At 67.4% G+C, this 23,568-nt stretch carries 22 protein-coding genes; 8 read left to right on the top strand and 14 right to left on the bottom strand.

What is annotated here, in order from left to right:
* Window positions 1-73 precede the first annotated feature (73 nt).
* The 3 genes from BM394_RS12395 to BM394_RS12385 form a co-directional block, all read right to left on the bottom strand.
* Window positions 74-709, bottom strand: coding sequence for a response regulator (locus BM394_RS12395; RefSeq protein ID WP_092978274.1), 636 nt, complete (start codon window positions 707-709; stop codon window positions 74-76).
* A gap of 102 nt (window positions 710-811) precedes the next feature.
* Window positions 812-1,339: a DoxX family membrane protein gene (locus tag BM394_RS12390; protein WP_092977953.1), complete on the bottom strand. Its 528-nt coding sequence runs from the start codon at window positions 1,337-1,339 to the stop codon at window positions 812-814.
* Window positions 1,340-1,469: 130 nt separating this feature from the next.
* Complete coding sequence (locus tag BM394_RS12385; RefSeq protein ID WP_092978271.1) at window positions 1,470-2,069, bottom strand: macro domain-containing protein; 600 nt, start codon at window positions 2,067-2,069, stop codon at window positions 1,470-1,472.
* Between the two features lie 148 nt (window positions 2,070-2,217).
* On the opposite strand from BM394_RS12385, the gene pheA reads away from it, so the two are divergent.
* Window positions 2,218-3,141 carry a prephenate dehydratase gene (gene pheA / locus BM394_RS12380; RefSeq protein ID WP_092977951.1) on the top strand — a complete coding sequence of 308 codons (924 nt, stop codon included), beginning with the start codon at window positions 2,218-2,220 and terminating at the stop codon, window positions 3,139-3,141.
* Between the two features lie 14 nt (window positions 3,142-3,155).
* On the opposite strand, the gene BM394_RS12375 is transcribed toward pheA, so the two are convergent.
* Together BM394_RS12375 and BM394_RS12370 are read right to left on the bottom strand one after the other, a co-directional pair.
* Complete coding sequence (locus tag BM394_RS12375) at window positions 3,156-3,506, bottom strand: metallopeptidase family protein (protein ID WP_092978268.1); 351 nt, start codon at window positions 3,504-3,506, stop codon at window positions 3,156-3,158.
* 5 nt (window positions 3,507-3,511) lie between these two features.
* Entirely contained in the window at window positions 3,512-4,543 is a 1,032-nt protein-coding gene (locus BM394_RS12370; protein WP_092977949.1) for a septum formation family protein, read from the bottom strand.
* Window positions 4,544-4,688: 145 nt separating this feature from the next.
* Here BM394_RS12370 and serS point away from each other — a divergent pair, with 145 nt between their 5' ends.
* Window positions 4,689-5,948, top strand: coding sequence for a serine--tRNA ligase (serS, locus tag BM394_RS12365; protein WP_092977947.1), 1,260 nt, complete (start codon window positions 4,689-4,691; stop codon window positions 5,946-5,948).
* A 90-nt stretch (window positions 5,949-6,038) separates the two neighbouring features.
* On the opposite strand, the gene BM394_RS12360 is transcribed toward serS, so the two are convergent.
* Window positions 6,039-6,683, bottom strand: coding sequence for an endonuclease (locus tag BM394_RS12360; RefSeq protein WP_092978266.1), 645 nt, complete (start codon window positions 6,681-6,683; stop codon window positions 6,039-6,041).
* A 120-nt stretch (window positions 6,684-6,803) separates the two neighbouring features.
* A complete protein-coding gene (locus tag BM394_RS12355) occupies window positions 6,804-7,697 on the bottom strand; it encodes an LLM class flavin-dependent oxidoreductase (protein ID WP_092977945.1) in 894 nt (297 codons plus the stop codon).
* A gap of 123 nt (window positions 7,698-7,820) precedes the next feature.
* Between BM394_RS12355 and BM394_RS12350 the strand changes: the two genes are divergently transcribed.
* The gene (locus tag BM394_RS12350) at window positions 7,821-8,633 is read left to right on the top strand and encodes an HAD family hydrolase (protein WP_092977943.1); all 813 of its coding nucleotides are present in this window, start codon (window positions 7,821-7,823) and stop codon (window positions 8,631-8,633) included.
* A gap of 369 nt (window positions 8,634-9,002) precedes the next feature.
* On the opposite strand, the gene BM394_RS12345 is transcribed toward BM394_RS12350, so the two are convergent.
* Window positions 9,003-10,088 carry a peptidoglycan recognition protein family protein gene (locus tag BM394_RS12345; protein ID WP_092977941.1) on the bottom strand — a complete coding sequence of 362 codons (1,086 nt, stop codon included), beginning with the start codon at window positions 10,086-10,088 and terminating at the stop codon, window positions 9,003-9,005.
* Between the two features lie 207 nt (window positions 10,089-10,295).
* Between BM394_RS12345 and glf the strand changes: the two genes are divergently transcribed.
* From glf to BM394_RS12325, 4 genes are all read left to right on the top strand, one after another.
* On the top strand, window positions 10,296-11,483 hold the full coding sequence (gene glf / locus BM394_RS12340; RefSeq protein WP_092925371.1) for a UDP-galactopyranose mutase: 1,188 nt from the start codon (window positions 10,296-10,298) through the stop codon (window positions 11,481-11,483).
* Between the two features lie 133 nt (window positions 11,484-11,616).
* Entirely contained in the window at window positions 11,617-13,536 is a 1,920-nt protein-coding gene (locus BM394_RS12335; RefSeq protein ID WP_342752694.1) for a glycosyltransferase, read from the top strand.
* Between the two features lie 118 nt (window positions 13,537-13,654).
* Entirely contained in the window at window positions 13,655-14,245 is a 591-nt protein-coding gene (locus BM394_RS12330) for a phosphatase PAP2 family protein (protein ID WP_245780147.1), read from the top strand.
* A complete protein-coding gene (locus tag BM394_RS12325; protein ID WP_245780146.1) occupies window positions 14,238-15,494 on the top strand; it encodes a decaprenyl-phosphate phosphoribosyltransferase in 1,257 nt (418 codons plus the stop codon). The genes BM394_RS12330 and BM394_RS12325 overlap by 8 nt, the downstream gene beginning before the upstream one ends.
* 522 nt (window positions 15,495-16,016) lie before the next feature.
* Here the strand turns inward: BM394_RS12325 and BM394_RS12320 are convergent.
* Window positions 16,017-16,493: a YbaK/EbsC family protein gene (locus tag BM394_RS12320; protein WP_092978260.1), complete on the bottom strand. Its 477-nt coding sequence runs from the start codon at window positions 16,491-16,493 to the stop codon at window positions 16,017-16,019.
* Window positions 16,494-16,608: 115 nt separating this feature from the next.
* On the opposite strand from BM394_RS12320, the gene BM394_RS12315 reads away from it, so the two are divergent.
* Window positions 16,609-17,148 carry a nitroreductase family protein gene (locus tag BM394_RS12315; protein ID WP_217643475.1) on the top strand — a complete coding sequence of 180 codons (540 nt, stop codon included), beginning with the start codon at window positions 16,609-16,611 and terminating at the stop codon, window positions 17,146-17,148.
* A 133-nt stretch (window positions 17,149-17,281) separates the two neighbouring features.
* On the opposite strand, the gene BM394_RS12310 is transcribed toward BM394_RS12315, so the two are convergent.
* The 5 genes from BM394_RS12310 to dprE1 all read right to left on the bottom strand — a co-directional run bounded on the left by BM394_RS12310 (window position 17,282) and on the right by dprE1 (window position 23,365).
* Window positions 17,282-17,863: a DUF2017 family protein gene (locus BM394_RS12310; RefSeq protein WP_092977939.1), complete on the bottom strand. Its 582-nt coding sequence runs from the start codon at window positions 17,861-17,863 to the stop codon at window positions 17,282-17,284.
* A 179-nt stretch (window positions 17,864-18,042) separates the two neighbouring features.
* The gene (locus tag BM394_RS12305; protein ID WP_245780145.1) at window positions 18,043-18,885 is read right to left on the bottom strand and encodes an LGFP repeat-containing protein; all 843 of its coding nucleotides are present in this window, start codon (window positions 18,883-18,885) and stop codon (window positions 18,043-18,045) included.
* Between the two features lie 232 nt (window positions 18,886-19,117).
* Window positions 19,118-20,947, bottom strand: a complete 1,830-nt coding sequence (locus tag BM394_RS12300; RefSeq protein WP_092977937.1) for an LGFP repeat-containing protein — start codon at window positions 20,945-20,947, stop codon at window positions 19,118-19,120.
* A 328-nt stretch (window positions 20,948-21,275) separates the two neighbouring features.
* On the bottom strand, window positions 21,276-22,031 hold the full coding sequence (dprE2, locus tag BM394_RS12295) for a decaprenylphospho-beta-D-erythro-pentofuranosid-2-ulose 2-reductase (protein ID WP_092977934.1): 756 nt from the start codon (window positions 22,029-22,031) through the stop codon (window positions 21,276-21,278).
* A complete protein-coding gene (gene dprE1, locus BM394_RS12290) occupies window positions 22,028-23,365 on the bottom strand; it encodes a decaprenylphosphoryl-beta-D-ribose oxidase (RefSeq protein ID WP_175530094.1) in 1,338 nt (445 codons plus the stop codon). The genes dprE2 and dprE1 overlap by 4 nt, the downstream gene beginning before the upstream one ends.
* Between the last annotated feature and the right edge of the window lie 203 nt (window positions 23,366-23,568).

Below are 23,568 nucleotides of genomic sequence, written 5' to 3'. Positions count from 1 at the left end.
TACCACCGATGGCGGATCGGTTCTTTGACGTCCGACCAGCCCATCGGTGGCCGGTCAGCCCATCGGTGGCCGGTCAGCCCTGTCTGCGGGCGTACCAGGCGGCCGCCTGGGTGCGGCGTGCCATCCCCAGCTTGGCCAGCACCGATGTCACGTAGTTCTTCACCGTCTTCTCGGCGAGGAACAGCCGTTTGGCGATCTCGCGGTTGCTCATGCCCTCGCCGATCAGTTCCAGCACCCGCTGTTCCTGTTCCGTCAGCGTGTCCAGCTCGTCCGGCGGTTTCTCGCTGTCCTCGCGCATCCGGTCCAGCACGCGACGCGTGGTCACCGGATCCAGCAGGGAGCGCCCCGCGGCGACCTCGCGGACCGCGTTGACGAGGTCCTGGCCCCGCACCTGCTTCAGCAGATAGCCGGAGGCACCCGCGTTGATCGCTCCCACCAGGGCCTGCTCGTCGTCGAACGCCGTCAGCACCAGGCAGCGTGGCGGTTCGGGTAACTCGCGCAGCCCACGGCACAGCAGCAGTCCGTCGCCGTCCGGCAGCCGCATGTCCACGACCGCCACGTCCGGCTGATCCGCGCGTGCCCGGACGAGTCCCTCGTCCACGTTGCCCGCCTCGCCGACGACGTTGACGTCCGGCTCGGTGTCCAGTAGATCGCGCAGCCCTCTGCGCACGACTTCGTGGTCGTCGACGAGCAGCACGCGTACCTGCACGACCTCCACGCTACTGGCGTGCTCCGCCGCGCGGTCGGGCAGGGTGTTCAGCTGGTCGTTCCGACGGGCCGGAATCGTCCCGCCCCGCGAACTCGGCGGTTCCTAGTGCCGGAGCTTCCCGCCCCGGCAGTTCCTCTTACCGCCCTTGCCGGGGACGCTCTGCTGCGTCTGCTCGACGGCTCGGTGCGCGCCCTGCCGGGCCCGGTAGCCCACCGAGGGCTTGCCCTTCGTGTCCACCGCCGTGGTCAGCAGCCCGCCGAGCAGGCCGAGGTTCTTCAGGAAGTGGATCTGCTGTGCGGCGCGCTGCTCCGGATCGTCGATCTCCCAGAAGGCGTGCGCCGCGAGTGTGGTCGGGACCAGACTGCCGCTGAGCAGCAACGCGGCCAGCCGCGGTGCCTTGCCGAGTCCCAGCAGCACACCCGCGCCGATCTTCACCGCGCCGTCGATCTTGACCAGGGTTCGGGGATCCGTGGGTACCTGCTGGGGCAGGCTGTCCTTGACCGGAGCGGTGGTTCGCTCCAGCAGCGGGGTGGCCGCCTTGGCGTGCCCCTCGGTGTCGCGGAAGACTCCGATACCGCCCCAGACGAAGATCGAAGCCAGCAGTGGACGCGCGAGCCTGCGGATGAGCATCGACGAAACCTCCCGAGGTACTACACCTAGCCAGCCTGCGACGTGGCCGACGTTACGCTTCCGCGCTCCGTTCCGCTCGGGGCGGAGTCACCGCTCGACGATGCCCGCGGGCAGGGCGGATTCCGCGCGGTCAGGCGGTGTCCACCCGTGCGAACACCTCGTCCCACGCGGCTGCCGTCTGCTTGGCGCAGAGTTCCGGCGCCGCGCCGCCCACCCCGGTTCCCAGCCCGGGCAGCGCTATGGAACGCACCACGTGGCGCACCGGGGTCCCGTTGTCCAGCACCGCTCCGGACCACAGCCGAAGCATCGCCCTGGCCGCCAGGTAGGGGTGCACGGTGTCACCCGGCAGTGTTTCGCCCGGTTCCCGCATGGTGGGGGCGCTGATCAGCCAGGCGGGTACTCGGCAGCCGGTGGGGACCAACAGCGCCTCGCCGACCGGAAGCTCGCCCCCGTGGTAGGCGAGTACGGCACTGCGCACCTGTTGTTCCACATCGGGAAAAGCGCTCGCGTAGGCGGCGTCTATCCCGCCCCGCATCCAGCCGTACGAGTTCGCCGGGCTGACCACGGCGTCGACGTGCGTGTCGAGTACCGAACCGTGGTGAACGCTGATGCCTTCCCGGCCGTAGGCGATGCTGTTCCACGCTGCGGCCAGCGGCTCGTCCAGTGCGCACAGGACCAGCCGCAGCTCCGGTTCCGCCCCGTATCTCGAGCGCTCCGAATCCGCGGTCACGTGCACAGCATCGCAGTCGGAACGGGGTTCGCGTAATTGGGTAGGTCACACTCCGGGGGCATGATCTTTACCACTAACGTGTGAACTGGGGTTTCTTCGGCAGTGCCCGGGTGACAGCTCCCGTAGCAGCTCGGCATAGGCTGGCCGCGTGCCCCGAATCGCGTATCTGGGTCCGCAAGGCACGTTCACCGAGCAGGCCGCGCGTGAGCTGACAGCGGACTTCGCCGCAGAGCTGATCGCCCACGACACCGTGCACTCGGCGTTGGAGGCGGTACGTGCCGGGGAGGTCGAAGCGGCCGGTGTGCCGATGGAGAACTCCGTCGAAGGGGCCGTTCCGTCGACCCTGGACGGGCTGGTGGCGGGTGACCCCGTGGTGGCCGTCGCCGAGCTGGTGCTGCCGATCCGGTTCGACGTGCTGGTGCGCCCGGGAACCGACCCCTCGGAGGTCACCTCGGTGGCGAGCCATCCGCACGCACTGGCGCAGGTACGCGGTTGGTTGTCCCGGGAGCTGCCCCGGGCGCAGGACGTACCCACCGCTTCCACCGCCACCGCCGCGGTGGAGGTGGAGAACGGCACGGCGGACGCGGCCGTGGTGGCTCCGGTCGCCCACCGGTACCACTCCCGACTCACCCGGTTGGCGAGCGATATCGCCGATGTGGACGACGCGGTCACCAGGTTCCTGCTGGTCCGTCGCCCGGGTCACCTGCCGGAGCCGACCGGGGCCGACCGGACCTCGATCGCCGTGGTCGCGCACGACGAGGTGGGAGCACTCGGTGAGGTGCTGTCCGAGCTCTCGCTGCGCGGCATCAACCTGAGCCGGATCGAGTCCCGGCCCACCAAGGACCGTCTCGGCGCCTACCGGTTCTTCCTCGACTTCGACGGCCACGTGGCCGACACCAGGATCGGCGACGCGTTGACCGGGTTGCACCGTCGCTGTTCCGAGGTGCGCTTCCTGGGATCGTTCCCCAAGGCCGACAGCAAGCCCGTCAGCGTGCGGGCGTCCGACTCCGAACAGGCCTTTCGTCGCTCCATGCGGTGGTTGAGCGAGGTGCGCAGGGGCAGAACCGCCTGACTCCCGGGACGCTGCTAGCCCCAGCCGAGCGCGTGCAGCTTCTCCTCGTCCAGCCCGAAGTGGTGCGCCAGTTCGTGCACCACGGTCACCGCGACCTCCTCCACGAGGTGCTGCTCGCTGGAGCACATCTCCAGCAGTGGTTCCCGGTAGATCGTGATCCTGTCCGGCAGCACTCCGCCGTAGCTGCTGTCGCGCTCCGTCAGCGCGACTCCCTCGTAGAGCCCGAGCAGCGACTCGTCTTCCGGGTTGCGGTCCTCCACCAGGATGACCACATTGCTCAGCTCCCGCAGCAGTTGTTGCGGAACCCGGTCCAACGCGTCGCCGACCAGCTCCTCGAAACGCTGTGACGACATTTCCACCGGCATCTCGTTCACCTCTGGCCGTCGGCGGGAACTCCCGGTTGTGGCGTCTTCTCGGGTGCGGGCTGGTCACTGATGGAGATCTCGCCGGTGACACTGCCCGTCACCGGTGCGAACCCGCCGTCGTCGAGGGTGGCCGCCACCTTGCAGTTGACCTTGCGCGATCCGACCTGCCAGCTCTCCTTCGAGACGTTGTCCCAGTAGAGCGACAATCCCTTGTCCTCGGCCACGTTCTTGCCGCCCGCGTAGTCGGCCAGCTGTTCCTGGCAGGTCGTGAGCAGGAACTCGTCCTGTTTTTCGGTGGCGGGATGGCCGTCCTCGAACTTCTGGCTCAGATCGGCGACACCGGTCATCTCCACCGAGTGCGGTTTCGAGCACTCGACGGGAGAGGACACCGCGGAACCGCTGATTCCCAGGCAGGTGCCCACGTCGTAGATGTCGGACTGGTCGAGGGAGTCGACCTTGCCGGTGAAGCGGTACAACTGGCCTACCGGTCCCGGTTGCTGCAGCGCGCAGTGCAGCGTGCGGTCGCCGTCGCTCCAGCTCCGCTTGCTCGGCAGGAAGGCGCTGACCTCGAAACGGCCGTTCGGGTCGAGGCCGTTCCGCAGGTACTGCCGTGCCACGTCGGCGCAACGTTTCGTCTTGATCTCGTTGAACACCTCGGTGCTGGGGAACTCGGCGTCGGGGCCGAACCGCGCCCACACCTCGGTGGTGCCGGTCATCTCGAACAGGTGCGGTTCGGAGCAGGGGACCTCGCTGATGTCGCTGGCATCGTCCTGGGTCCAGTTCAGGCAGGTCCCGGCCGGTGCCTCGAAGTCGGGGGGAGGAGCCGTCGTGGTGGGCTTCTGCGCCAATCCGGGGGGCGGGTTCTCGGCGGAGGGCCAGTTCAGCAGCGCCGCTACCGTGAACACCAGCAGGGCGCCGATAACGGCCATGATCATCACCAGTCGAGCGTTCGCGGCTCCCTGCCGGCTCCGGTCGCCACGGGAGGAATTCTTGTCGCCGGAGTTCTGCTCCGACGGTGATTCGGGGGGCTCGGCCATCACTCCTCCATACTGCCTGGCTCGATATCGGAACGCGCACAGCACGGTGTGTTTCGTTCCCGAGGGAGGCGCGGACCACGCCGGTGGGCACGCGGGACCACCCAGGCTGGGATACACCGGCCGCGACAAGCTAGGCTGACCTGCCGTGATCGACCTGAAGACGCTGCGCGAGGATCCCGACGCCGTGCGCGCTTCGCAGCGCGCCCGCGGGGAGGACTCCGCTCTGGTGGATGCACTGCTCGCCGCCGACGAGCGGCGCAGGTCAGCGGTGGCCGGCGCCGACGAGCTGCGTGCCGAGCAGAAGCGGATGGGCAAGGAAGTCGGCAAGTCGTCGGGCGAGCAACGCGACCGCCTGCTCGCCGAGGCGAAGGAGCTCGCCAACAGGGTCAAGGAGGCCGAGGCCGAGCAGACCGCCGCCGACGCCGAACTGGAACGGGCGCAGCGGGCCGTTTCCAACATCATCGAACCCGAGACCCCGCACGGGGGCGAGCAGGACTACGTCGTGCTCAAGCACGTCGGCACGCCGCCCGAGTTCGACTTCGGGATCGCCGATCACCTCGAACTGGGGACCTCGCTGGGCGCGTTGGACATGGAGCGCGGGGCCAAGGTCTCCGGCGCGCGGTTCTACTTCCTCACCGGTGTGGGGGCCCAACTCGAACTGGCGCTGCTCAACATGGCCGCGGCCAGCGCCACCGCGGCAGGTTTCACGCTGACCGTGCCGCCGGTGCTGGTTCGCCCCGAGGTCATGGAGGGAACCGGTTTCCTGGGGGCGCACTCCGACGAGGTCTACCGGCTGGAGCAGGACGACCTGTACCTGGTCGGCACCTCCGAGGTCCCGCTGGCCGGCTACCACCAGGGCGAGATCCTCGACTTCACGGCTGGCCCGCGTCGCTACGCCGGTTGGTCCACCTGCTTCCGCAGGGAAGCGGGTTCCTACGGGAAGGACACCCGCGGCATCATCCGGGTGCACCAGTTCAACAAGCTGGAGATGTTCTCCTACTGCCCGCCGGAGCAGGCCCGCGAGGAGCACGAGCGGCTGCTGGCGCTGGAGGAGGAGATGCTGGGCAAGCTCGAACTGTCCTACCGGGTGATCGACACCGCCGCCGGCGACCTCGGCGACAGCGCCGCCCGCAAGTTCGACTGCGAGGCGTGGATCCCCAGCCAGGGGGAGTACCGCGAACTCACCTCCACCTCCAACTGCACCACGTTCCAGGCACGGCGGTTGAACGTCCGCTACCGCGACGCGGACGGGGCGAACCGGATCGCGGCCACGCTCAACGGGACACTGGCCACCACCCGTTGGATCGTGGCGATCCTGGAGAACCACCAGCTGTCCGACGGCTCGGTTCGGGTTCCGGAGGGGTTGCGCCCCTTCATGGGCGGTATCGAGGTCCTGACCCCGTAGTCGCCACCCGGCGCCGAACCTCTCGCCGCCAGAGCGGGCGGGAGGTTCCGCCGGGGAAACCTCGGGCAGGCCGAACTCGGTCTCCTGCCCTCACCCGGTGGTGGCGGGTTGCGTGACCCGCTCCGCCGTTCCCTTCTCCAGCGTCACGCGTACGCAGGCCGCGGCAAGCCGGGCCAGGTCCTCCTCGTCGACGAGTTCGGCGAGTTCCTCGGCACCTCCCGGCAGGCCGACCCGCCGGGCGCCGGTCAGGGCCTTCTTGTCGAAGTAGGGGCGCAGCTCCGGCCACACCGCCTGTGCCTCGCGGCAGAAGATGTCGGCCCCCACCGGCCCCAGCTTCGGGATCCGTCGCAGCGATTTCCGCAGCGCGTCGGGGTCCCCGTCCGCCTCCGCACGCATGTCGCGCGGATCGCCCGAGTACTCGTCCCGCAGCAGTTCCGCTCCCTGGCCGAGGGCGGTGGCGGTGCTCTCGTCATAGCGGACGTAGTGTCCACGTCCCAGCGCGTCCACCCGTTGCTGCCAGGTGGCACGCAGCATCCGTTCGGGCGTGTCGAACTCGGCGAGCTCGCGATTGGCGGCCACCGCGATCTCGGCCTTGATCCGGGTGGACAGCAGCACCGACAGCACCAGCAACCGGTACAGCGGTTCCGGTCGGTTCCGCAGCGTGATGTCCGCCTGCGCGGCGTAGGTCGTGCCCGCCACGTCCAACAGGCGGCGGGCCGTGGTCCGTGTCGTCATGGGTCGGGTTCTTCCGACGGCGAGGTTGTCGCTTCCGAGCGTTTCGCGTTCCGTTCGGGGGATACCCGGCACGAGCCGTCGGTATTCCGCGTCGCGGGCAGCGGTTCGCACGGCAGCGGGTCAGTGCTCCTTCAGGCCGGGCAGCACCTCCGATGCGATCTCCTCCAGTACCGACTCCTGACCCGCGAACGGTGCCTCCGTCCGGGGCCAGTGCACGATCACGTCGGTGAATCCCAGTTCGCCCGCTCTGCCCAGCACGTCCCTGAAGCGCTCGACGCTGCTGAGCGAGTAGACCGAGCCGGCGTCGGCGTTCAGGTAGCGCGGCACCCTTCCCGGCACGCGCCCCCGCTCCCGCAGTACTTCCTCGAAACGTTCCGTGTTGTCCCGCAGCGACCGCCACCACGCCTCGTCACCGGTCACTTCGGTGCCCGACCCGCGGCCGTTCGTCACCCAACCGTTGCCGAACCGCGCGGCGAGGCGCATCGCGCGGGTTCCCTCCGCGGCCACCACGAACGGGACACGCGGTGTCTGGACGCAGCCGGGGGAGCGGCGCGCCTCCACCGCCGAGTAGTACTTGCCGTCGGAACTGACGTTGTCGTTGGTGAGGATCGAGTCCAGCAGCTCGGTGAACTCCCCGAAACGCTCGACCCGATCGGAGATGGACAAGGGCTCGGTCCCGAACACCCGCTCGTCGAAACCGCTGCTTCCCGAGCCGAGGCCGAGCAGGAAGCGGCCGTCGCTGACATCGTCCAGCGCGGTCACCTCGCGGGCGAAATGCACCGGATGTCGGAAATTGGGGGAACTCACCAGCGTGCCCAGCTTGATCCGGGAAGTCACGGTGGCCGCCGCCGTGAGGGTGGGAACCGCGTCGAACCACGGTTTGTCCACCAACGATCTCCAACCCACGTGATCGTAGGTCCAGGCGTGGTCGAAGCCGTACTCCTCGGCCATACGCCAGAGCGGCTCCGCGGCCCACCAACGGTGTTCGGGCAGAATCACTATCCCAACGCGCACACTCGTGACCGTATACGTTCATGCCGCTCCGCTACGAGAGGTAGGCACGGCGTAGGCGGCATGTGCCATGAAAGTGGTGCGCATCGCGTCCCGACAACCGGCTCGACACGGCAGAATGGTCTGGTGCGCAGACCATCCCTTGTCGCTTCCGACGTCGACGGAACCCTGCTGGACCCCGCGGAGCGGGTCAGCGAACGCACCGCGCGCACCGCGCGCGGCGTTCATGACTCCGGAACCCCGTTCGTGCTGGTCACCGGTCGTCCACCTCGCTGGGTCCCGCGGATCGTCGCCGGTCTCGGCGTGGCCGGGACGGTGGTGTGCTCCAACGGGGCGGTGCTCTACGACGCGGCGGCGGACCGGGTGCTGCACAGCACGGCGATCGACCCGACGACCCTGCGGGAGGTGACCGGCGAGCTGCGCGACGCCTTACCGGGTTGTTCCTTCGGGGTGGAGCGTTCCACCAGCGGCGCGCACGATCGGTTGGACCAGCAGTTCATCGCCGAGTCCGCGTTCCACCGCTGCTGGCCCAACCCGGATCTGCGCATCGCCGCGCGGGACGAGCTGGTCGGTGTGCCGGTGGTGAAGCTGCTGGTCATGCACGAGCGGATGACCAGTGCCGAGATGGCGCCCGTCGCGGAGGAGCTGATCGGAGGACGGCTGGGGGTCACCTACTCCACCGGCGCCGGGCTGCTGGAGCTGTCCGCGCCGGGCGTGAACAAGGCGGCGGGACTCGCGCGAGTGGCCGAGCAGCTGGCGGTTGATCCCCGCGACGTCATCGCGTTCGGCGACATGCCCAACGACATCCCCATGCTGGAGTGGGTGGGGCACGGCGTGGCGGTCGGCAACGCGCACCCCGATGTTCGCCAGGTCGCCGACGAGGTGACCACGAGCAACACCCACGACGGGGTGGCGACCGTGCTCGAACGCTGGTGGTGAACTCCTGTTGTCGGCGGCTCGGTTTGCGTGGCGGTGCGGGTGGCGGAACCTCTCGCACGGCTCTCGCTGCGGGTGCCCCGACATCGGGTAGCGACCTACACAACGTCGGGGCCGTCCTCGCGAGAGCCGCACGCGAGAACCCGCTGCGGCGCCGATCGCGTAAGTGGTCGGGGTTCGACTTGCGGGAGTGGTGGGGTTCGGCTCCGCGTCACAGCGGCGCGGCGATTTCGTGGGAAATCGACGGCCGTCCCAGGCCGGACCGCCGTACGCACCGGGTCCCTTGCCCAGTGGCGCGGCGATTTCGCGAGAAATTGACGCCAGCTGGGGTCGCACCGCCGCACCCGCGAAATTGCCGCCCCGCACCGCTTGTCAAGTGGCAGCGGGTACTGATTCCTGTCTGATGGTGTCCATCCGGGCTTGGACGTTGTCGCCGGGACAGGCGGTCTCGCCGACGTCGCGGTGGGTGAAAATCCTGGGCAACGTGACCGAGGTGCCCTCGGGGTACTTGTTTCCCCTGCCTCCCCCGGACACCAGCGTGGTCTGCCCCAACGGATCACGGCCGACGGTGCCGAGCTTCCAGCCCGCGATCCTTCCGGTCGAACGCAGCGCGCCCTCGGTCGGGTAGGCGGTCTCGAAGTTGCCGATCAGCGCCACCCCGAAGGTCTGACCGTTGAATCCCTGGGTGTGGCCACCCACGACGTGGCGTCGCAGTCCGTCGGTGCGTCCGGCGAAGATGGTGCCGCACTTGTCCACCAGCGCGTGGTAGCCGATGTCGCCCCACCCGAGCTCCACGGCGTGGTAGTGATACAGCCCCCGGACCACCTCGGCGGAGCGCGCGCAGGTGTAGTCGTTCGTCTCCACGGTGTGGTGCACGATCGCCGCCCGCGTGGTGGCCGAGTACTCCGGTGGCCAGCGCATCAGGCTCTCGTCGGCGCCCCACTCCGCGCGGGTCACCACCGGCGGCCGTGCGGTCCGCCGCTCGGTTTCCGAACGCACCGGCTCCGTTCCCGGCGTGATCGCGATCAGTTCCAGCTCCCCGGTCACGTGCTCGCCCGCCCGAACCGCGCGTATCCGGATGCGGGAGCTAGGCCCGGTCCACCAGGCACCGCTCGCGCCCGCCGCGCCGGACACATCGGTGCCGCCGTGTCCGGAGGAAGCCAGTGGCGACAGCTCGTGCCAGGAGCTCCAGCGCCCGTCCTGCCGGTACTGTGCCGCTGTCCGGTCCGGTGCTTTCCCGTCCCAGGTGACAGCGACCATGCTGAACCGCTTTCGGGTCCGCACCGTGCGTACGCCCGGTGAGTCCCGTGCTCCCGGTGCCTCGGACAGCGACCGGTGCACCGCCGTGGTTTCCCCGCGAGTCGGACTCGATCGTTCCGTGGTCGAACCGGCGGCGCCGGTGGTCAGCAGTGTGGTCGTGGCCAGTGCGATGGTTCCGACGATTAAGCCGCGGAGCATAAGTCGCCTCGCTCACATTGCCGGGAACCCCGGAGGGTGGTTTTCGATGTGAGTTGTTCACGCCTTCGCGGAGCAGTATGCGACCCGATAACTTCACGCGCCCGGCGAAGCCTCGTTATCCGAAACCACGATCGCGAAACCGACACGATCAGTCGCTGATGGCACGCGGTTTCGGCACCCGATCGGTCTAACGCTACCCTCGCGGCTGTGAGCTTCGGAGGTTATGACCTGATAATCGTAGGTTCCGGATTTTTCGGACTTACGATCGCTGAACGCGCCGCCACCCAGTTGGACAAGCGAGTACTGCTGCTGGAGCGAAGGCACCACATAGGTGGTAACGCCTACTCCGAGGCCGAGCCGGAAACCGGCATCGAGGTGCATCGTTACGGTGCGCATCTGTTCCACACCTCGAACAAGCGCGTGTGGGACTACGTCAACCGCTTCACCGACTTCACCGACTACCAACACCGGGTCTTCACCCGGTACCAGGGACAGATCTACTCCTTCCCGATGAACCTCGGGCTGATCTGCCAGTTCTTCGGACGTGCCTTCACCCCCGACGAGGCGAAGGCGCTGGTCGCGGAGCAGGCTGCCGAGATCGAGACCGCCGACGCCAAGAATCTGGAGGAGAAGGCGATCTCGCTGATCGGTCGTCCGCTCTACGAGGCGTTCGTGCGCGGTTACACCGCCAAGCAGTGGCAGACCGATCCCAAGGAACTGCCCGCTGCCAACATCACTCGACTGCCGGTGCGCTACAACTTCAACAATCGCTACTTCAGCGACACCTATGAAGGCCTGCCGGTGGACGGTTACACCGCCTGGCTGCGTCGGATGGCCGATCACCCCAACATCGAGGTGCGGCTGGAGACCGACTACTTCGACGTGCGCGACCAGTTGCCCGACGTTCCGGTCGTCTACACCGGTCCGTTGGACGGTTACTTCGACTACTCCGAGGGTGAGCTCGGCTGGCGAACCCTCGATTTCGAGACCGAGGTCGTGCGAACGGGTGACTTCCAGGGCACGCCGGTGTTGAACTACGCCGACGAGGAGATCCCTTACACGCGGATCCACGAATTCCGGCACTTCCATCCGGAGCGCGATTACTATCCCAATGACAAGACCGTGATCGTTCGGGAGTACTCGCGTTTCGCGGAGAGTGGTGACGAGCCCTACTACCCGATCAACACGGCCGAGGACCGGGCGAAGCTGGAAGCCTACCGTGATTTGGCCAAACGGGAGGCGAAGGAGCGCAAGGTGCTCTTCGGCGGCAGGTTGGGCACTTACAAGTACCTGGACATGCACATGGCCATCGGATCCGCGCTGAGCATGTTCGACAACAAGGTTTACCCCTACTTCACCGAGGGCCGCTCGCTGGACGGCTCGATGGAGGACTGACGTGACTGACCGGACTTCTCCGACCGAGCCTGACCTGGCCGAGTCGGATCAGTTGGAGCAGGACGCCGCGGAGCGGAACTCCTCGGAACAGGACACGACGGCTTCCGGGACGGAGAGTGACTCCGCGCACGCCGTGGGTGAGAGCAAGCTCGCCGACTCGGCCACGGTCCGTACCGGCGGCAAGCGGATCGGGGCGGAACAGGTGCTGCAGCGGGTGTTGCTCCCCCGCCCGGAGGACCCGATGGACGCCCGTCCGCTCTACCTCGACGAGCCGGAAGCCGCTTCGCAGCACGCCACCGTGTTGTCCCGCCGATCGCTGCGTGTTCCGGTACACACCAACATCTCGTTCGCCTCGTACTTCAACGCGTTCCCCGCCAGTTACTGGAAACGCTGGACGAAGCTGAACGAGGTCGTGCTGCGGCTCAAGGTTCGTGGCTCGGGCAGGCTGGACGTTTACCGCTCCAAGCCGAACGGCGACATCGTGCACCTGGAGGGGACGGCCGTATCCAGTCCGAAGTCCTGGCGTCGGCTGGAGTTCCCCATCTCGCTCAAGCCCTTCGAGGACGGCGGCTGGATCTGGTTCGACCTGTTCACCAACGAGGGTGACATCGAACTCGACGAGGCGGCCTGGACCACCGACCTCAAACTGCCGAAGCAGCGGGTGGTGGTGGGCACGACCACCATGCGCCCGGAGGACTGCGTGCAGACACTGCAGACGCTGGGCGAGGACTCGCAGGTCCTCGATCTCGTCGAACGTGTGGTGGTGGCCGATCAGGGGGCGCAGAAGATCCGCGAGACCGAGGGCTTCGACGAGGCCGCTCGTCGGATCGGCGACAAGCTCCACGTCATCGAACAGCCCAACCTCGGTGGTTCCGGTGGGTTCACCCGCGTGATGTACGAGGGGATCTACAACTCCGACGCCGAACAAGTGATGCTGTTCGACGACGACATCGCGATGGAACCCGACGGCGTCCTGCGCTCCAACGCCTTCGCGCGTGCGTCGGTGCAGCCTGTGGTCGTCGGTGGGCACATGCTCAATCTCCAGGCCAGGTCACGGCTGCACACGATGGGCGAGGTCGTCGATCTCGGTGCCGCGATGTGGCGTGCCGCGCCCGGAGCCGCCACCGACCACGACTTCGCCCAGTACCCGCTGCGCAAGAGCAAGAAACTGCACAAGCTCATCCACTCCACCTACAACGGGTGGTGGATGTGCCTGTTCCCGAGGGAGGTCATCGAGCGGACGGGTCTGCCACTGCCGCTCTTCCTCAAGTGGGACGACGCCGAGTACCACCTGCGCGCGGGCGAACGCGGCTATCCGACCGTCTCGCTGCCCGGGGCCGCCGTCTGGCACATGCCCTGGACCGACAAGAACGACGCGACGGACTGGACGGCCTATTTCCACACCCGCAACAGGCTCATCCTCGCCGCGCTGCACAGCCCGGACGACGTGCGCAAGAACCTGGTCAAGCAGAGCCTGAAGCTCACGCTGCGACACCTGTTCTCCATGGAGTACTCCACGGTCGCGGTGCAGCTCAAAGCCGTCGAGGACTTCATGGCCGGGCCCGAGGGGCTCTTCGACAGCCTGCGAACCGCCTTACCGGAGGTCCGCAAGCTGCGTGAGCACTACTCCGACGCACAGACCTACTCCTCCGCCCGGGAACTACCGACTCCCTCCGCCAATCCCGCCATGGCCGAAGCGCTGTTGGATCCGCCGGTACACCCGGTGCGGATAGCCAAGCGTGCCTCCCAGGCGTTGCTGCACAACCTCAAGGCCCCCGATCCGAACGCCAAGCAACGGCCGCAGCTGAACATCCCGTCCTCGAACGCGCTCTGGTTCCTGCTCGGTGCGCTGGACAGTGCCACCGTATCCACCGCGGACGGGAGCGGTACCGTGTTCCGGCGACGCGACCCGGACGAGTTCCGCAGGCTCGGCAGGCGGGCTCTGGCCGACTACCGCAAGCTCGTCAGTGAGTGGCCCCGGTTGCGTGACGCATACCGCCAGGCGCTGCCGGAACTGACCAGTCCTGAGTCCTGGAAGCGGATGTACGAGTGATTCGAAGTGAACCCGAGTGTCGGGCACTGCCGGGTGCGCGGATCCGGGACCGGAACACCGGTTCCGGACGGGCACCCGGCGTGGACGCACCTCGGCAGGAGAGGGAGCCGGAGACGAAGTGGACGGAGAGCTGACCACCGTGGCAACCGAGCCGATCGGGCCGGAGCAGGCCACGGAGGAGAAACCGCCCGCTGCGGTCACGGCCGAGACCACCGCGGTGCGTCGGGTTCAGAGCGTGCTGGCAGTACAGCCGGTAGTTACCCTCGCGAAGGGCATGTCCAAATTCGGTGACCACGCACTCGGCTGGCTTGCGGTCGGGGCGGTCGGGGCGATCACCGACCGCCGACGTCGTCGTGAGTGGGTGTTGGCGGCCGCCGGTGTCGCCGCTTCGCACGGCGCCTCGATCGCGGTGAAGCGCCTTGTGCGGCGCAGACGCCCCGGTGACCCGGGTATCCGGGTGCTGGTCGACACCCCCAGCCGGTTGAGTTTCCCCTCCTCGCACGCCACTTCGACGACCACGGCCGCGATTCTCTACGGCAGGTTGCTCGGACGCGGCGGGCTGGGACCGGTGGTGGTGCCGCCGATGATGGTCAGCCGCCTGGTGCTCGGTGTTCACTATCCGAGTGACGTGCTCGTCGGCTCGGGGCTCGGTGGTGCGGTCGCACTGGGCGTACGTCGATACGTCGAGCGGCGGAGGAACCGTGGCTGACAGGAACGAGGTCGATTCACGGTCCCAGGAGGAGAGCACTCCGGGAACCAACGACGGACAGCGGTCCGAACGGTCGGCGACGACCCCCGCTTCCGGTGGCGGCGTCGACACCGCCACCACCGAATGGGAAGCCGAGGCCGAACGTGACGCCGAGCCCTCGGCCGCCGAGGTGGACTCCGCGGACACCGAGGAGGCCGTGCGGGACGACTCCGAAGGACTGATCGGCTCGGAGGCGGGCGGTGAGGCCGGTGCGTTGGAGGACCGGTTCATCGGAGACACGGCGACCACGGACTCGGGCGGGGCAACGACCGCCACGGGATCGCACCAGGACAAGTCCTCGGACGCCTACCACGCGAGGGTGGCCGCCGCCGCGGGAACTCCGACCGGGTTGTTCAACGGCCTGCTCAAGGAACTGCGGCCGAAGCAGTGGGTCAAGAACATCCTGGTGCTGGCCGCACCGTTCAGCGCGGGCGAGCTGTGGGCGGTTCCGACCCTGCTCGACGCGGCCGTGGCCTTCGTGGTCTTCTCGATGGCCGCTTCGGGAATCTACTTCATCAACGACGCTCTCGACGTCGAGTCGGACCGGGCGCACCCGACCAAGCGAAACCGGCCGATCGCGGCGGGGTTGATTCCGCTGCCGGTGGCCTACGCGGTGTGCGGGTCGCTGCTCGTCGGCTCGCTGGTCATATCCGGCCTGATGAGCATGGGGCTGTTGGCGGTGATGGCCGTCTACGTCGCCGTGCAGCTCGGTTACTGCTTCGGACTCAAGCACCAGCCGGTGATCGACCTGTGCATAGTGGCCTCCGGCTTCCTGCTGCGTGCGGTGGCGGGCGGCGCCGCCGCCGGGCTGGAGATCACCCAGTGGTTCTACATCGTGGTCGCTTTCGGCTCGTTGTTCATGGTGGCGGGCAAGCGCTACGCGGAGGTCAAGCTCGCCAACGAGACCGGAGCCAAGATCCGCAAGTCGCTGCGGGCCTACTCCGCCTCGTACCTGCGGTTCGTCTGGGCCATCTCGGCCGCGATCATGATCATGTCCTACAGCCTGTGGGCCTACGACATCCGGCAGGAGGACAACTCGATCTGGGGAGTGGTGTCGATCATTCCCTTCGTGATCGGCATCCTGCGCTACGCGGTGGACGTGGACAAGGGCGTGGCCGGTGAGCCGGAGGAAGTGGCCCTCAAGGACAAGGTGCTGCTGGTACTGTTCGGCATCCTGGCCGGATGCCTCTTCCTCGCCTTCTACCTCTGACAGTCACCGTGAGAGTGGAGTGCGTGGTCGGGTAGCCGTCACGTGAGTCGGCGCCTTGCCGCGTTGGGCCGGCTCTTGAGTAGCGACCTACGCGGCGAGCGGCCCGGCCTCGCAATGCATCCGACTCACGCACCGGGGACACGCGCGCTGCTCACGTGGGAAGGCGAGTGGTGCGGCCTCGCGACTCGGCTGCCGTAGCTGGTTTCGTGGCGGAACCTCTCGCACGGCTCTCGCTGCGGGTCCGGCGACATCGGGTAGCGATCTACACAACGTCTCCGGCGTCCTCGCGAGAGCCGCACGCGAGAACCCGCGGCGGCGCCGATTGCGGGAGTGGTAGGGGTTGAGCACCGGGGTTCCCCGCGCTGCTCAGCCGCACGGTCGCGTCCCGACGGGCGGTACCGGGGGCGGCGATTTCGCGAGAAATTGACGGCCACCCCAGACCGGACCGCCGTACGCAGCGGGCCCTCGCCCAGCGACCCGGCGATTTCGTGGGAAATCGACGCGGGCCGGTGCGGGTACTGTTCACTCTTCCGAGGCGACCGGCAGGGATCGGCCGTCGGTTATCCGCAGCAGCTCGTCATGGGTGGTGGGAAACACCGTGCGGGGCGTACCGCCCGCGGCCCAGATCCGTTCGTAGTCCGCCAGCGCGCTGTCGATCACCGTCGGCAGCGCTTCGGGATGTCCCAGCGGAGCCACCCCGCCGATCGCCTGACCGGTGGCCCGACGAACCTGCTCCGGCTTGGCGCGGATGAGCGGTTGCCAACCCAGTCGCAGGGCCAGCGCTTCCGTGTCCACCCGGTGACGCCCACTGGTCAGCACCAGGACCGGCTCCTCGCCGGAGAGGAATACCAGGCTGCCCGCGATAGCGCCCGTCTCGCAGCCGAGTGCGGCCGCGGCATCGGCGGCGGTCCTGGTCGATCCCGGCATTTCCCGGATCTCGCCCGGCACACCAACTGCCCGGAGCCGACGAGCCACCTCTTTGCTGCGTTCGGGGAGCATGCTCTCCGAGGACGCGGTCGTCTCCGATTGCACGCGGCGAACCTCCGTACGGTTTTTCGGCGCATTGGGCCGACCTCTCGCGACAGTTCGCACCTTAGCGCACCATACTTCGATCGTGACCGAATCACCCGGGCGTGGTGCCCTTTTCCCGGAGTCGTTGGAGATGCTGCGCGGGTTGCGCGCCAGCCGCTGGTTCACCGATGCCGAGGTGACCGCGACGGATCTGCGCCGGATACTCGAGGTGGCCCGTTGGACGGGTTCCGCGCGTAATCGCCAACCGTGGCGGGTGCACACCGTCCGCGACGCGGACACCCGTGCCGAACTGGGACGCTGCGGCGACTACGCCCTGCACCTCGCACAGGCACCTGTGGTGATCCTGCTGGCGTTGGATCGCGGCGGGGCGGACGCCGAGTTCGACGGGGGCAGGTTCGCGCAGACCCTCATCGCGGCGGCGGGCGCGTTCGGACTCGGCTGCTGCCCGGCGACGTTCTTCCCCACGGCCAACGCCGAACGGGCCACCGCGATCGCCGGGTTCGAGGAGCCGTGGTCGGTGCGTACCGGGATCGCGTTGGGATGGCCCGCGCCGGCGCCTCCCGGCAGATCCGCGATTCCACGGGGCAGGTTGCCGTTGAACACCCTCTGGTCGGGGGAATGAGCCTGGTCGGGGGAGTGAGTGCCGCTCAACAACGGCCCGGCGCGGCAGGTGTCGCACCACGCACCGGCCACCGGTCCCCACCAGCGCGAACCGAGCCGCGAACCCTGCCAGTAGTACCTGCCAGTAGTACCTGTCAGTAGTAGGAGTACTCCGGCAGGGGTTGTCCGGAAACCTTGCGCAGCACGTCCGCGACATTCTGCATCCACCACACGGCGAACCGGGCGGGCGTGAGCGGATCGCTCCAGTCCGCGGTCTTGTCGAAGTGCTCGTCGATGGGGGCGCAACCGGGGCCGAGCACGCCGTGTTCCACGCCGTAGGCGATGCGCATGTTCACCAGTACCCAGAACCACGCCTCGACCTGCTCGGCGTTGTGCAGCACCAACCGTTCGCCCGTGGCGGGCAGGGTGCGCAACACGACGTCCGCGTCCTCGCGGAGCCGATTGATCAGATCGGCCTCCAGCCAACCGCGCAACGCGTCGTCGTCCACGGGATCGCACCAACTGTCGCGCAGCGCGCGGAGCATGGTCGAGTCCAGGGGTGTGACCGGCAACGGCAACGAGAGCCGCTCACACAGCCAGTCGTATTCGCGGTATTCGTCCAGCCTTCCCTGGACGAGTTCCCGATATCGTGGCAGTGAAGCGCGTAGCCACTTGAACATGGTCGAATCGAACTCAGCGACCAGCGTGTTATCCACAATGGAGCACTTCACGGCCATATCCGAGTCTCCCATCGCCCCGGCCCCGAATCCACAGTCGATTCTCGCAGCCGACTCGACGGGAGTCACAACCGCATCCACGATGCGATAGCGAGCGGCGTTTTCCGCCCGTTGCCCGGTCTCCCCCGGCGCTTCCGCACCGAAGGAGACCAGGTCGGCAACCCGGTGGAAAACTCGGATCAGTAACGGTACACCTTGGTCTTGCCGGTCTTGGAGTTCCAGACGATGTAGCCGTGCTGGAAATCGCTACGCCGCCCGTTTTTGACGCCGTACTCGTTGGACTTGGGAAAACCCAGCCACGATTTCTCGGCGCCGAGCTTCAGCCAATGGGCGCGGATCGCGCCCTGCACCGAGTGAGCACCGGTCTTCTCGCTCCAGTACACGGAGGCCCCGTGGCGGTCCGCGCCGCGGAAATGCGTGTAGATCCCCTTGCCATCGGGAGTGTCCGTGGTGGTGGAGGTCGGGTAGTTCAGAAAACCGCGTTCGTAGCCGTTCTTGGCCCAGAATTGCCTCGGCGGCCCCCAGATTCCCTGCGCGCCGGTCTTCGGGGTCCAGTAGATCGAGGCGATCCCGATCGCATCGGTTCCCGTGAAGTGGTTGTAGCGCCCCTTGCCGTCCGGAGTCTTCAGCTCGTCGGTGGTGGGGACGCCGTAGGTTTCGTGTGTGCCCACCTCGGTGTAGCGGTCCGCGATGGCACCGTGCACTTCGTGCGTGCCGGTGTCGTCGGTGTGGTACATCCAGCCGTTCTTGAACTGCTGGTAGGAGATCCCGTCCTTGTGGTACTCGGTGTCCACGGGATGACCGAGCAGTTTACGCAGCTTCGGATCGTTCCAGTACCGGTGTTCGATGGGTGTGAATTCGGCGGACGCCTTCTGGGGCTTTTCCTCCGCCTGGGACTGCTGTTCGGTCTGGGTCTGTTGTTCCGCGCGGGAAGTGTCCACGTCGCCGCTCGCGGTGCCGGACAGCCCCAGCGACAGTGTGGCCGCGAGCATGGTGGCCGCACCGGCCACCGCTCTACGCAAGATCGAACCGTTTCCGGAAAACACGGGATGCTCCTGTTCAGCTCGGCGAACTCCGAACGATGCCCAGCTTGGGAGCGGGTGGGCCGGAGCTGTGGCACGGACACGCTCGATCACACGGCCAATCCCGGTATTTCACCTGTTAGTGACAACGAGGGGCCTTCCGGAACGTGTCCCGGAAGGCCCCTAGGGGATGTCACACCGTCAAAGGTGGTTCATCCGTGCGAGGCCGTGATCAGTCCAACGGCCGAGCGACGATCTCGCCGGTGTTCGGGTTGTAGACGATCTCACCGCCCTGGAACCGCACCCTGCGGTTGCCATCGGAAGTGGGCTCCTCGTCGCTGACGGGGAAACCGAGGAAGGAACGCTCCCAGTCCAGCTGCTGCCACTTGTCGCGGATGCCGCCGTAGATCGCGTGCGCCTCGGAGGCACCCTTGACGTAGTAGATCGAGCTGTCGCCCGCGCCGCTGAAGTGGTTGTAGACGCCCTCACCGTTCGGCGTGGTGCGCTGGTCGGTGGTCGGGTAGCCCAGGAAGCTGCCAGGTCCACCGTACTCGGCGCTCAGGTACTTCTCGGCGATCTTGCCGCGTACCGTGTGCGCCTTGGTGGGTTGGGTCCAGGCGATCACAGCCGGGTGGTTTTCCTCGATGGTGCCGGTGAAGATGCTGAACCTGCCGCCCTCGTCACCGAAACCGGGAAGCTCGTCGCTGAGCGGGTAACCCATCGGGCCGCCGATGCCGCCGGTCGCGAGCCACTTGTCGTGGATGGCCCCGTAGACCGCGAACGCCTCCTGGCCGCCCTCGAACCAGTAGACGCCCGCGCCGCCGCCGTCACCACCGGCGAACTCGTTGTAGCGTCCCTGGTCGTCCGAGGTGTTCTGCTCGTCCGAAGTGGGGTAGCCGAGCACACCGGTGGCACCGTCGAGGGCCTGCCACTTGGCGTAGATGCCGCCGTAGACCGCGAACGCCTCGTCGGAGCCGGGAGCCAGGTAGACGGCGCCGCCACCGGAGCCGTCGAACTCGTTGTAGTCGCCCTCTCCGTCCGCGACGGCCGACTCGTCGGTGGTGGGGTATCCCAGCGGGCCCTTCTCGGCCCCCAGCGCACGCCACTTCCGCAGGATCGGGCCCCGAACCACGTGAGCACCGGTTTCGGCGGTCCAGTAGATCGCCGCGTTGTTGGCGAAGTCGTTGTACTGGCCCCGACCGTCCTCGGTGGCCGTCCGGTCGGTCACGGCGTAACCCAGTGGTCCGTTGCCGCCGCCCGTCGAGCGCCACTTCCGCAGCACCGGCCCGCCGAGCACGTGAGCCGTGCCGCCCTCCGGCGCGTAGATAGCGTTCGTGCCGTCGGAGCCGACGAACTCGCCGTAGGGGGTTCCGGCCTCGTCGGTCTCCCTGCCGGTGGCGGGCACACCCAGTGCCTCGTGTCCGCCCGCCTTCACGAAGGCGTCGAGCACGGCACCCGAGACGGAGTGCACGCCCTGGTCGGCCGACCAGTAGATCCGGGCGTTGTCGTACTCCTGGTAGCGAATCGAGTCGCTGACGACCTGCTCTTCACCGACCGGCTCGCCCAGCCGCTCCCGCTCGGCGGCATCGAGGTTCTGGTAGTATTCGTCGATCTTGCCGGACCCCGGGGCCTCGTCGGTCTGGTCACCGCTGTTCCCGGAATCCTCGCCTGAGCTGTCGTTCGATCCGTCACCGGAACCGCTGCCGGAGTCGCCGGTGTCGGAGTCGCCGGTGTCGGAGTCGCCGGTGGAGCCCTCCGAACCGGAATCGTCGGTGCCGGAGCCCTCGTCCGCTCCGGAAGTCCCGTCGGAAGCGGTGTCCCCGGAATCCGAAGCGTCCGTCGTTTCACCGGCCTCGTCCGCCGAGTCGTTCTGGCCGGAGCCTTCCGCGGGCTCGGTTGTCGGCTGGGCCGACTGAGTGGTCCGCTCGTTCGGTTCGGGCTGTTCGGCGGTCGCGGCCGCGGCCGGAGCGGCCGCGACCAGAGCAGCGGCAGTGCCCAGTGCGACGGCACGTCCCACAAGATTCTTGACCGTCACTATTTCCCCTTTCAGGTCTCGTTCCATGATCGAACGAAAGGAGCGTGACTGTCGCGTGCTGTTATCGATTCGCAGCCGAATTTACCCGTGCAACCGTCTTGGTTCGGGGTGTAACACGAGGCTTTCATTGCGCGATTCGTGCCGAACACCGAACTGTCCGGTGACCGTTTCCTCGGCGGCACGGGAGTGAGTTCCGCCTCGATTCGGCGAGCGATCGTTCGGGAACCGAGTTCGGAGATGAAAACGCCCGGTGCGCGTTCGACGGGAACACGCGCCGGGCGAAGTCGGCGTGCCGCGTGACGGTTGTGCCGTCCGGGCGGAGCATCCGGAAATCGTGACGTATCGACAAGCGGGTTCAGAACGGGAGTCTGCGGAACACCGCGCGTGGCAGATGACGCAGCACGCTCATCACGTAACGGAACTGCGCCGGTGCCCACACCAGCTCCTTGCCCTTGCGCACCGAGTTCACGACGATTTCCGCGACCTGCTCGGGAGTCTGCGCCAGCGGCGCCTCCTTGAGCCCCTCGGTCATCTTCGACTTGACGTGGCCGGGGCGCACCACCGTCACCTTGATTCCGGAGGGGCGCAGCGCCTCGGTCAGGCCGGTGTAGAACCCGTCCATGCCCGCCTTGGCGGAGCCGTAGGCGAAGTTGGATCGACGTACCCGTTCCCCCGCGACGGAGGAGAGCGCGACGATGTGGCCGTGCCCCTGCTTGCGCAGGTGGTCGGCGAGCAGTACTCCCACCGTCACCGGGGCCACGTAGTTGATCTCGGCCATCTCCTGCGCGGCCGTCACATCGGTCCAGAGTTTTTCCTGGTCACCCAGCATGCCGAATGCGACGATGCTGATGTCGATGTCTCCCTCGCCGAATGCCTTGTCCAGGGTTTCCGCGTGGGTCTCGGGCTTGCGGGCGTCGAACGGGACCGTGGTCACGGTGCTGCCCGTCTCGCGCAGCCGCTCCGCCGCCGCTTCCAGCCGGTCGGAGGGGCGCGCGGCCAGCACTATCCGAAGTGGACGCTCTCGCGCGTAGCGCTCGGCGGTGGCCAGCGCGATGTCCGAGGTGCCGCCGAGCAGCAGCAGGGACTGGGGATTGCCAACCGCATCGATCACAGGTTCAGCCTCCTGGCCAGGTCGGAACGGAAGATTCCTTCGGGGTCGACCGCGGCACGCGTCTTGCGCCACTCGTCGATACGCGGATACATGCGCTCGATCATCTCGGGAGTGGTGCGGGACTCCTTGGCGAGGTAAAGCCTGCCACCGGCCTCCAACACCATTTCGTCCAGATCCCGGCACAGCCGATCGAGCCCCGGTGTGACCGGGATGTCGACGGTTAGCGTCCAGCCCTTGTCCGGGAAGGACATCGGTGCCGCGTTTCCCGGGCCGAACGTCTTGAGGACGTTCAGGAACGAGACGTGTCCCGAAGCGCTGATCTTGTCGATCGAGCGGCGGAACATCTGTTCCTGGCCGAACGGGACCATGAACTGATACTGCAGAAAACCGTTGGAACCGTACACACGGTTCCACTCGCCGACCAGGTCGAGCGGGTGGAAGAACTGCGTGATGTTCTGCACCGAGCCGTACTTCGTAGGTGCTTTGCGGTACCAGACCTCGTTGAAGGCGGTGATGGTGTACTTGTTCACCAACCCGTTCGGAAATACCGGCGGTGCCGTCATCAATTGAGGGGCGTCGAATCCGAGCGGATTCTTCCGCAGTTTTTTCGGGAGTTCGTCGAGGGTGGCCGGATTGCCACGGGTGAGCAGTGCGCGTCCCATCCGGTCGCCCCGCGCCAACGAGTCGAACCAGGCGACCGAATACACGTAATCGTCGTCGGAACCGTCCGTGAAGTGTTCGAGCAGCTCGTCCAGATTCCGGGTTTGGATGTTGTCGACCACGAAGTAGGCCGTTTCCACCCGTTTGAGGCGAATGGTGGCTCGGAGGACGATCCCGGTCATCCCCATGCCGCCGACCGTGGCCCAGAACAGCTCGGCCGAATCGGACTCGGGAGTCAGGGTGCGCACCTCGCCGTCCGCCGTCAGCAGGTCCAACGAGATCACGTGGCTGCCGAACGACCCCTGCGAGTGGTGATTCTTGCCGTGGATGTCCGCCCCGACGGCCCCGCCGACGGTCACCTGCCGGGTGCCGGGGAGTACCGGTAGCCACAGCCCGTGGGGGAGCAGTCCGCGCATCAACGTGTCCAGGGACACGCCCGCGTCCACGTCGACGACCGCGTTGTCGACGTCGATCGTGTGGATCCGGTCGAGCGCGGTCATGTCGATGACGGTCCCACCGGCGTTCTGCGCCGGGTCGCCGTAGCTGCGGCCGAGACCCCTGGCGATCACCCCGCGTGGGCCGGCCTCGCGCACGGCACGGGCGATGGTCTCGACATCCGGTGTGCTGATCACCTCGGCCATGGTGGGGGCGGTACGTCCCCAGCCCGTCAGCATCCGTTGCTCGTTGTTAACCGATCCCACTGTGACGAGTCTAGCTGCGTACCGTGGCACGGCAGCGCCGGGTGAAACCCGGCCCCACCCCGCTTGACCGGTCGAGTGGCTACACTTGCCTGTGAGTCAGGGGCGGCGGGTGACGCGTGGGCGGATTGATTGCCGCTCGGCCCGGTTCCCGCTTAAGTGTCGTCGTGACAGCCGAG

The organism is Actinopolyspora lacussalsi subsp. righensis (assembly GCF_900116555.1).
Classification (GTDB): Bacteria; Actinomycetota; Actinomycetes; order Mycobacteriales; family Pseudonocardiaceae; genus Actinopolyspora; species Actinopolyspora lacussalsi.
This window is presented reverse-complemented; position numbering and strand designations above follow the sequence as displayed.

Bases quoted from the DNA above. Each gene is read 5' to 3' on its own strand.
- BM394_RS12310 (WP_092977939.1), bottom strand. From the start codon at position 17,863: ATGGCCGTGAAGTGCTCCATTGTGGATAACACGCTGGTCGCTGAGTTC.
- BM394_RS12300 (WP_092977937.1), bottom strand. From the start codon at position 20,947: ATGGAACGAGACCTGAAAGGGGAAATAGTGACGGTCAAGAATCTTGTG.
- BM394_RS12345 (WP_092977941.1), bottom strand. From the start codon at position 10,088: ATGCTCCGCGGCTTAATCGTCGGAACCATCGCACTGGCCACGACCACA.
- dprE1 (WP_175530094.1), bottom strand. From the start codon at position 23,365: ATGCTGACGGGCTGGGGACGTACCGCCCCCACCATGGCCGAGGTGATC.
- BM394_RS12375 (WP_092978268.1), bottom strand. From the start codon at position 3,506: ATGCCGGTGGAAATGTCGTCACAGCGTTTCGAGGAGCTGGTCGGCGAC.
- BM394_RS12320 (WP_092978260.1), bottom strand. From the start codon at position 16,493: ATGCTCCCCGAACGCAGCAAAGAGGTGGCTCGTCGGCTCCGGGCAGTT.
- BM394_RS12390 (WP_092977953.1), bottom strand. From the start codon at position 1,339: ATGCTCATCCGCAGGCTCGCGCGTCCACTGCTGGCTTCGATCTTCGTC.
- BM394_RS12370 (WP_092977949.1), bottom strand. From the start codon at position 4,543: ATGGCCGAGCCCCCCGAATCACCGTCGGAGCAGAACTCCGGCGACAAG.
- BM394_RS12360 (WP_092978266.1), bottom strand. From the start codon at position 6,683: ATGACGACACGGACCACGGCCCGCCGCCTGTTGGACGTGGCGGGCACG.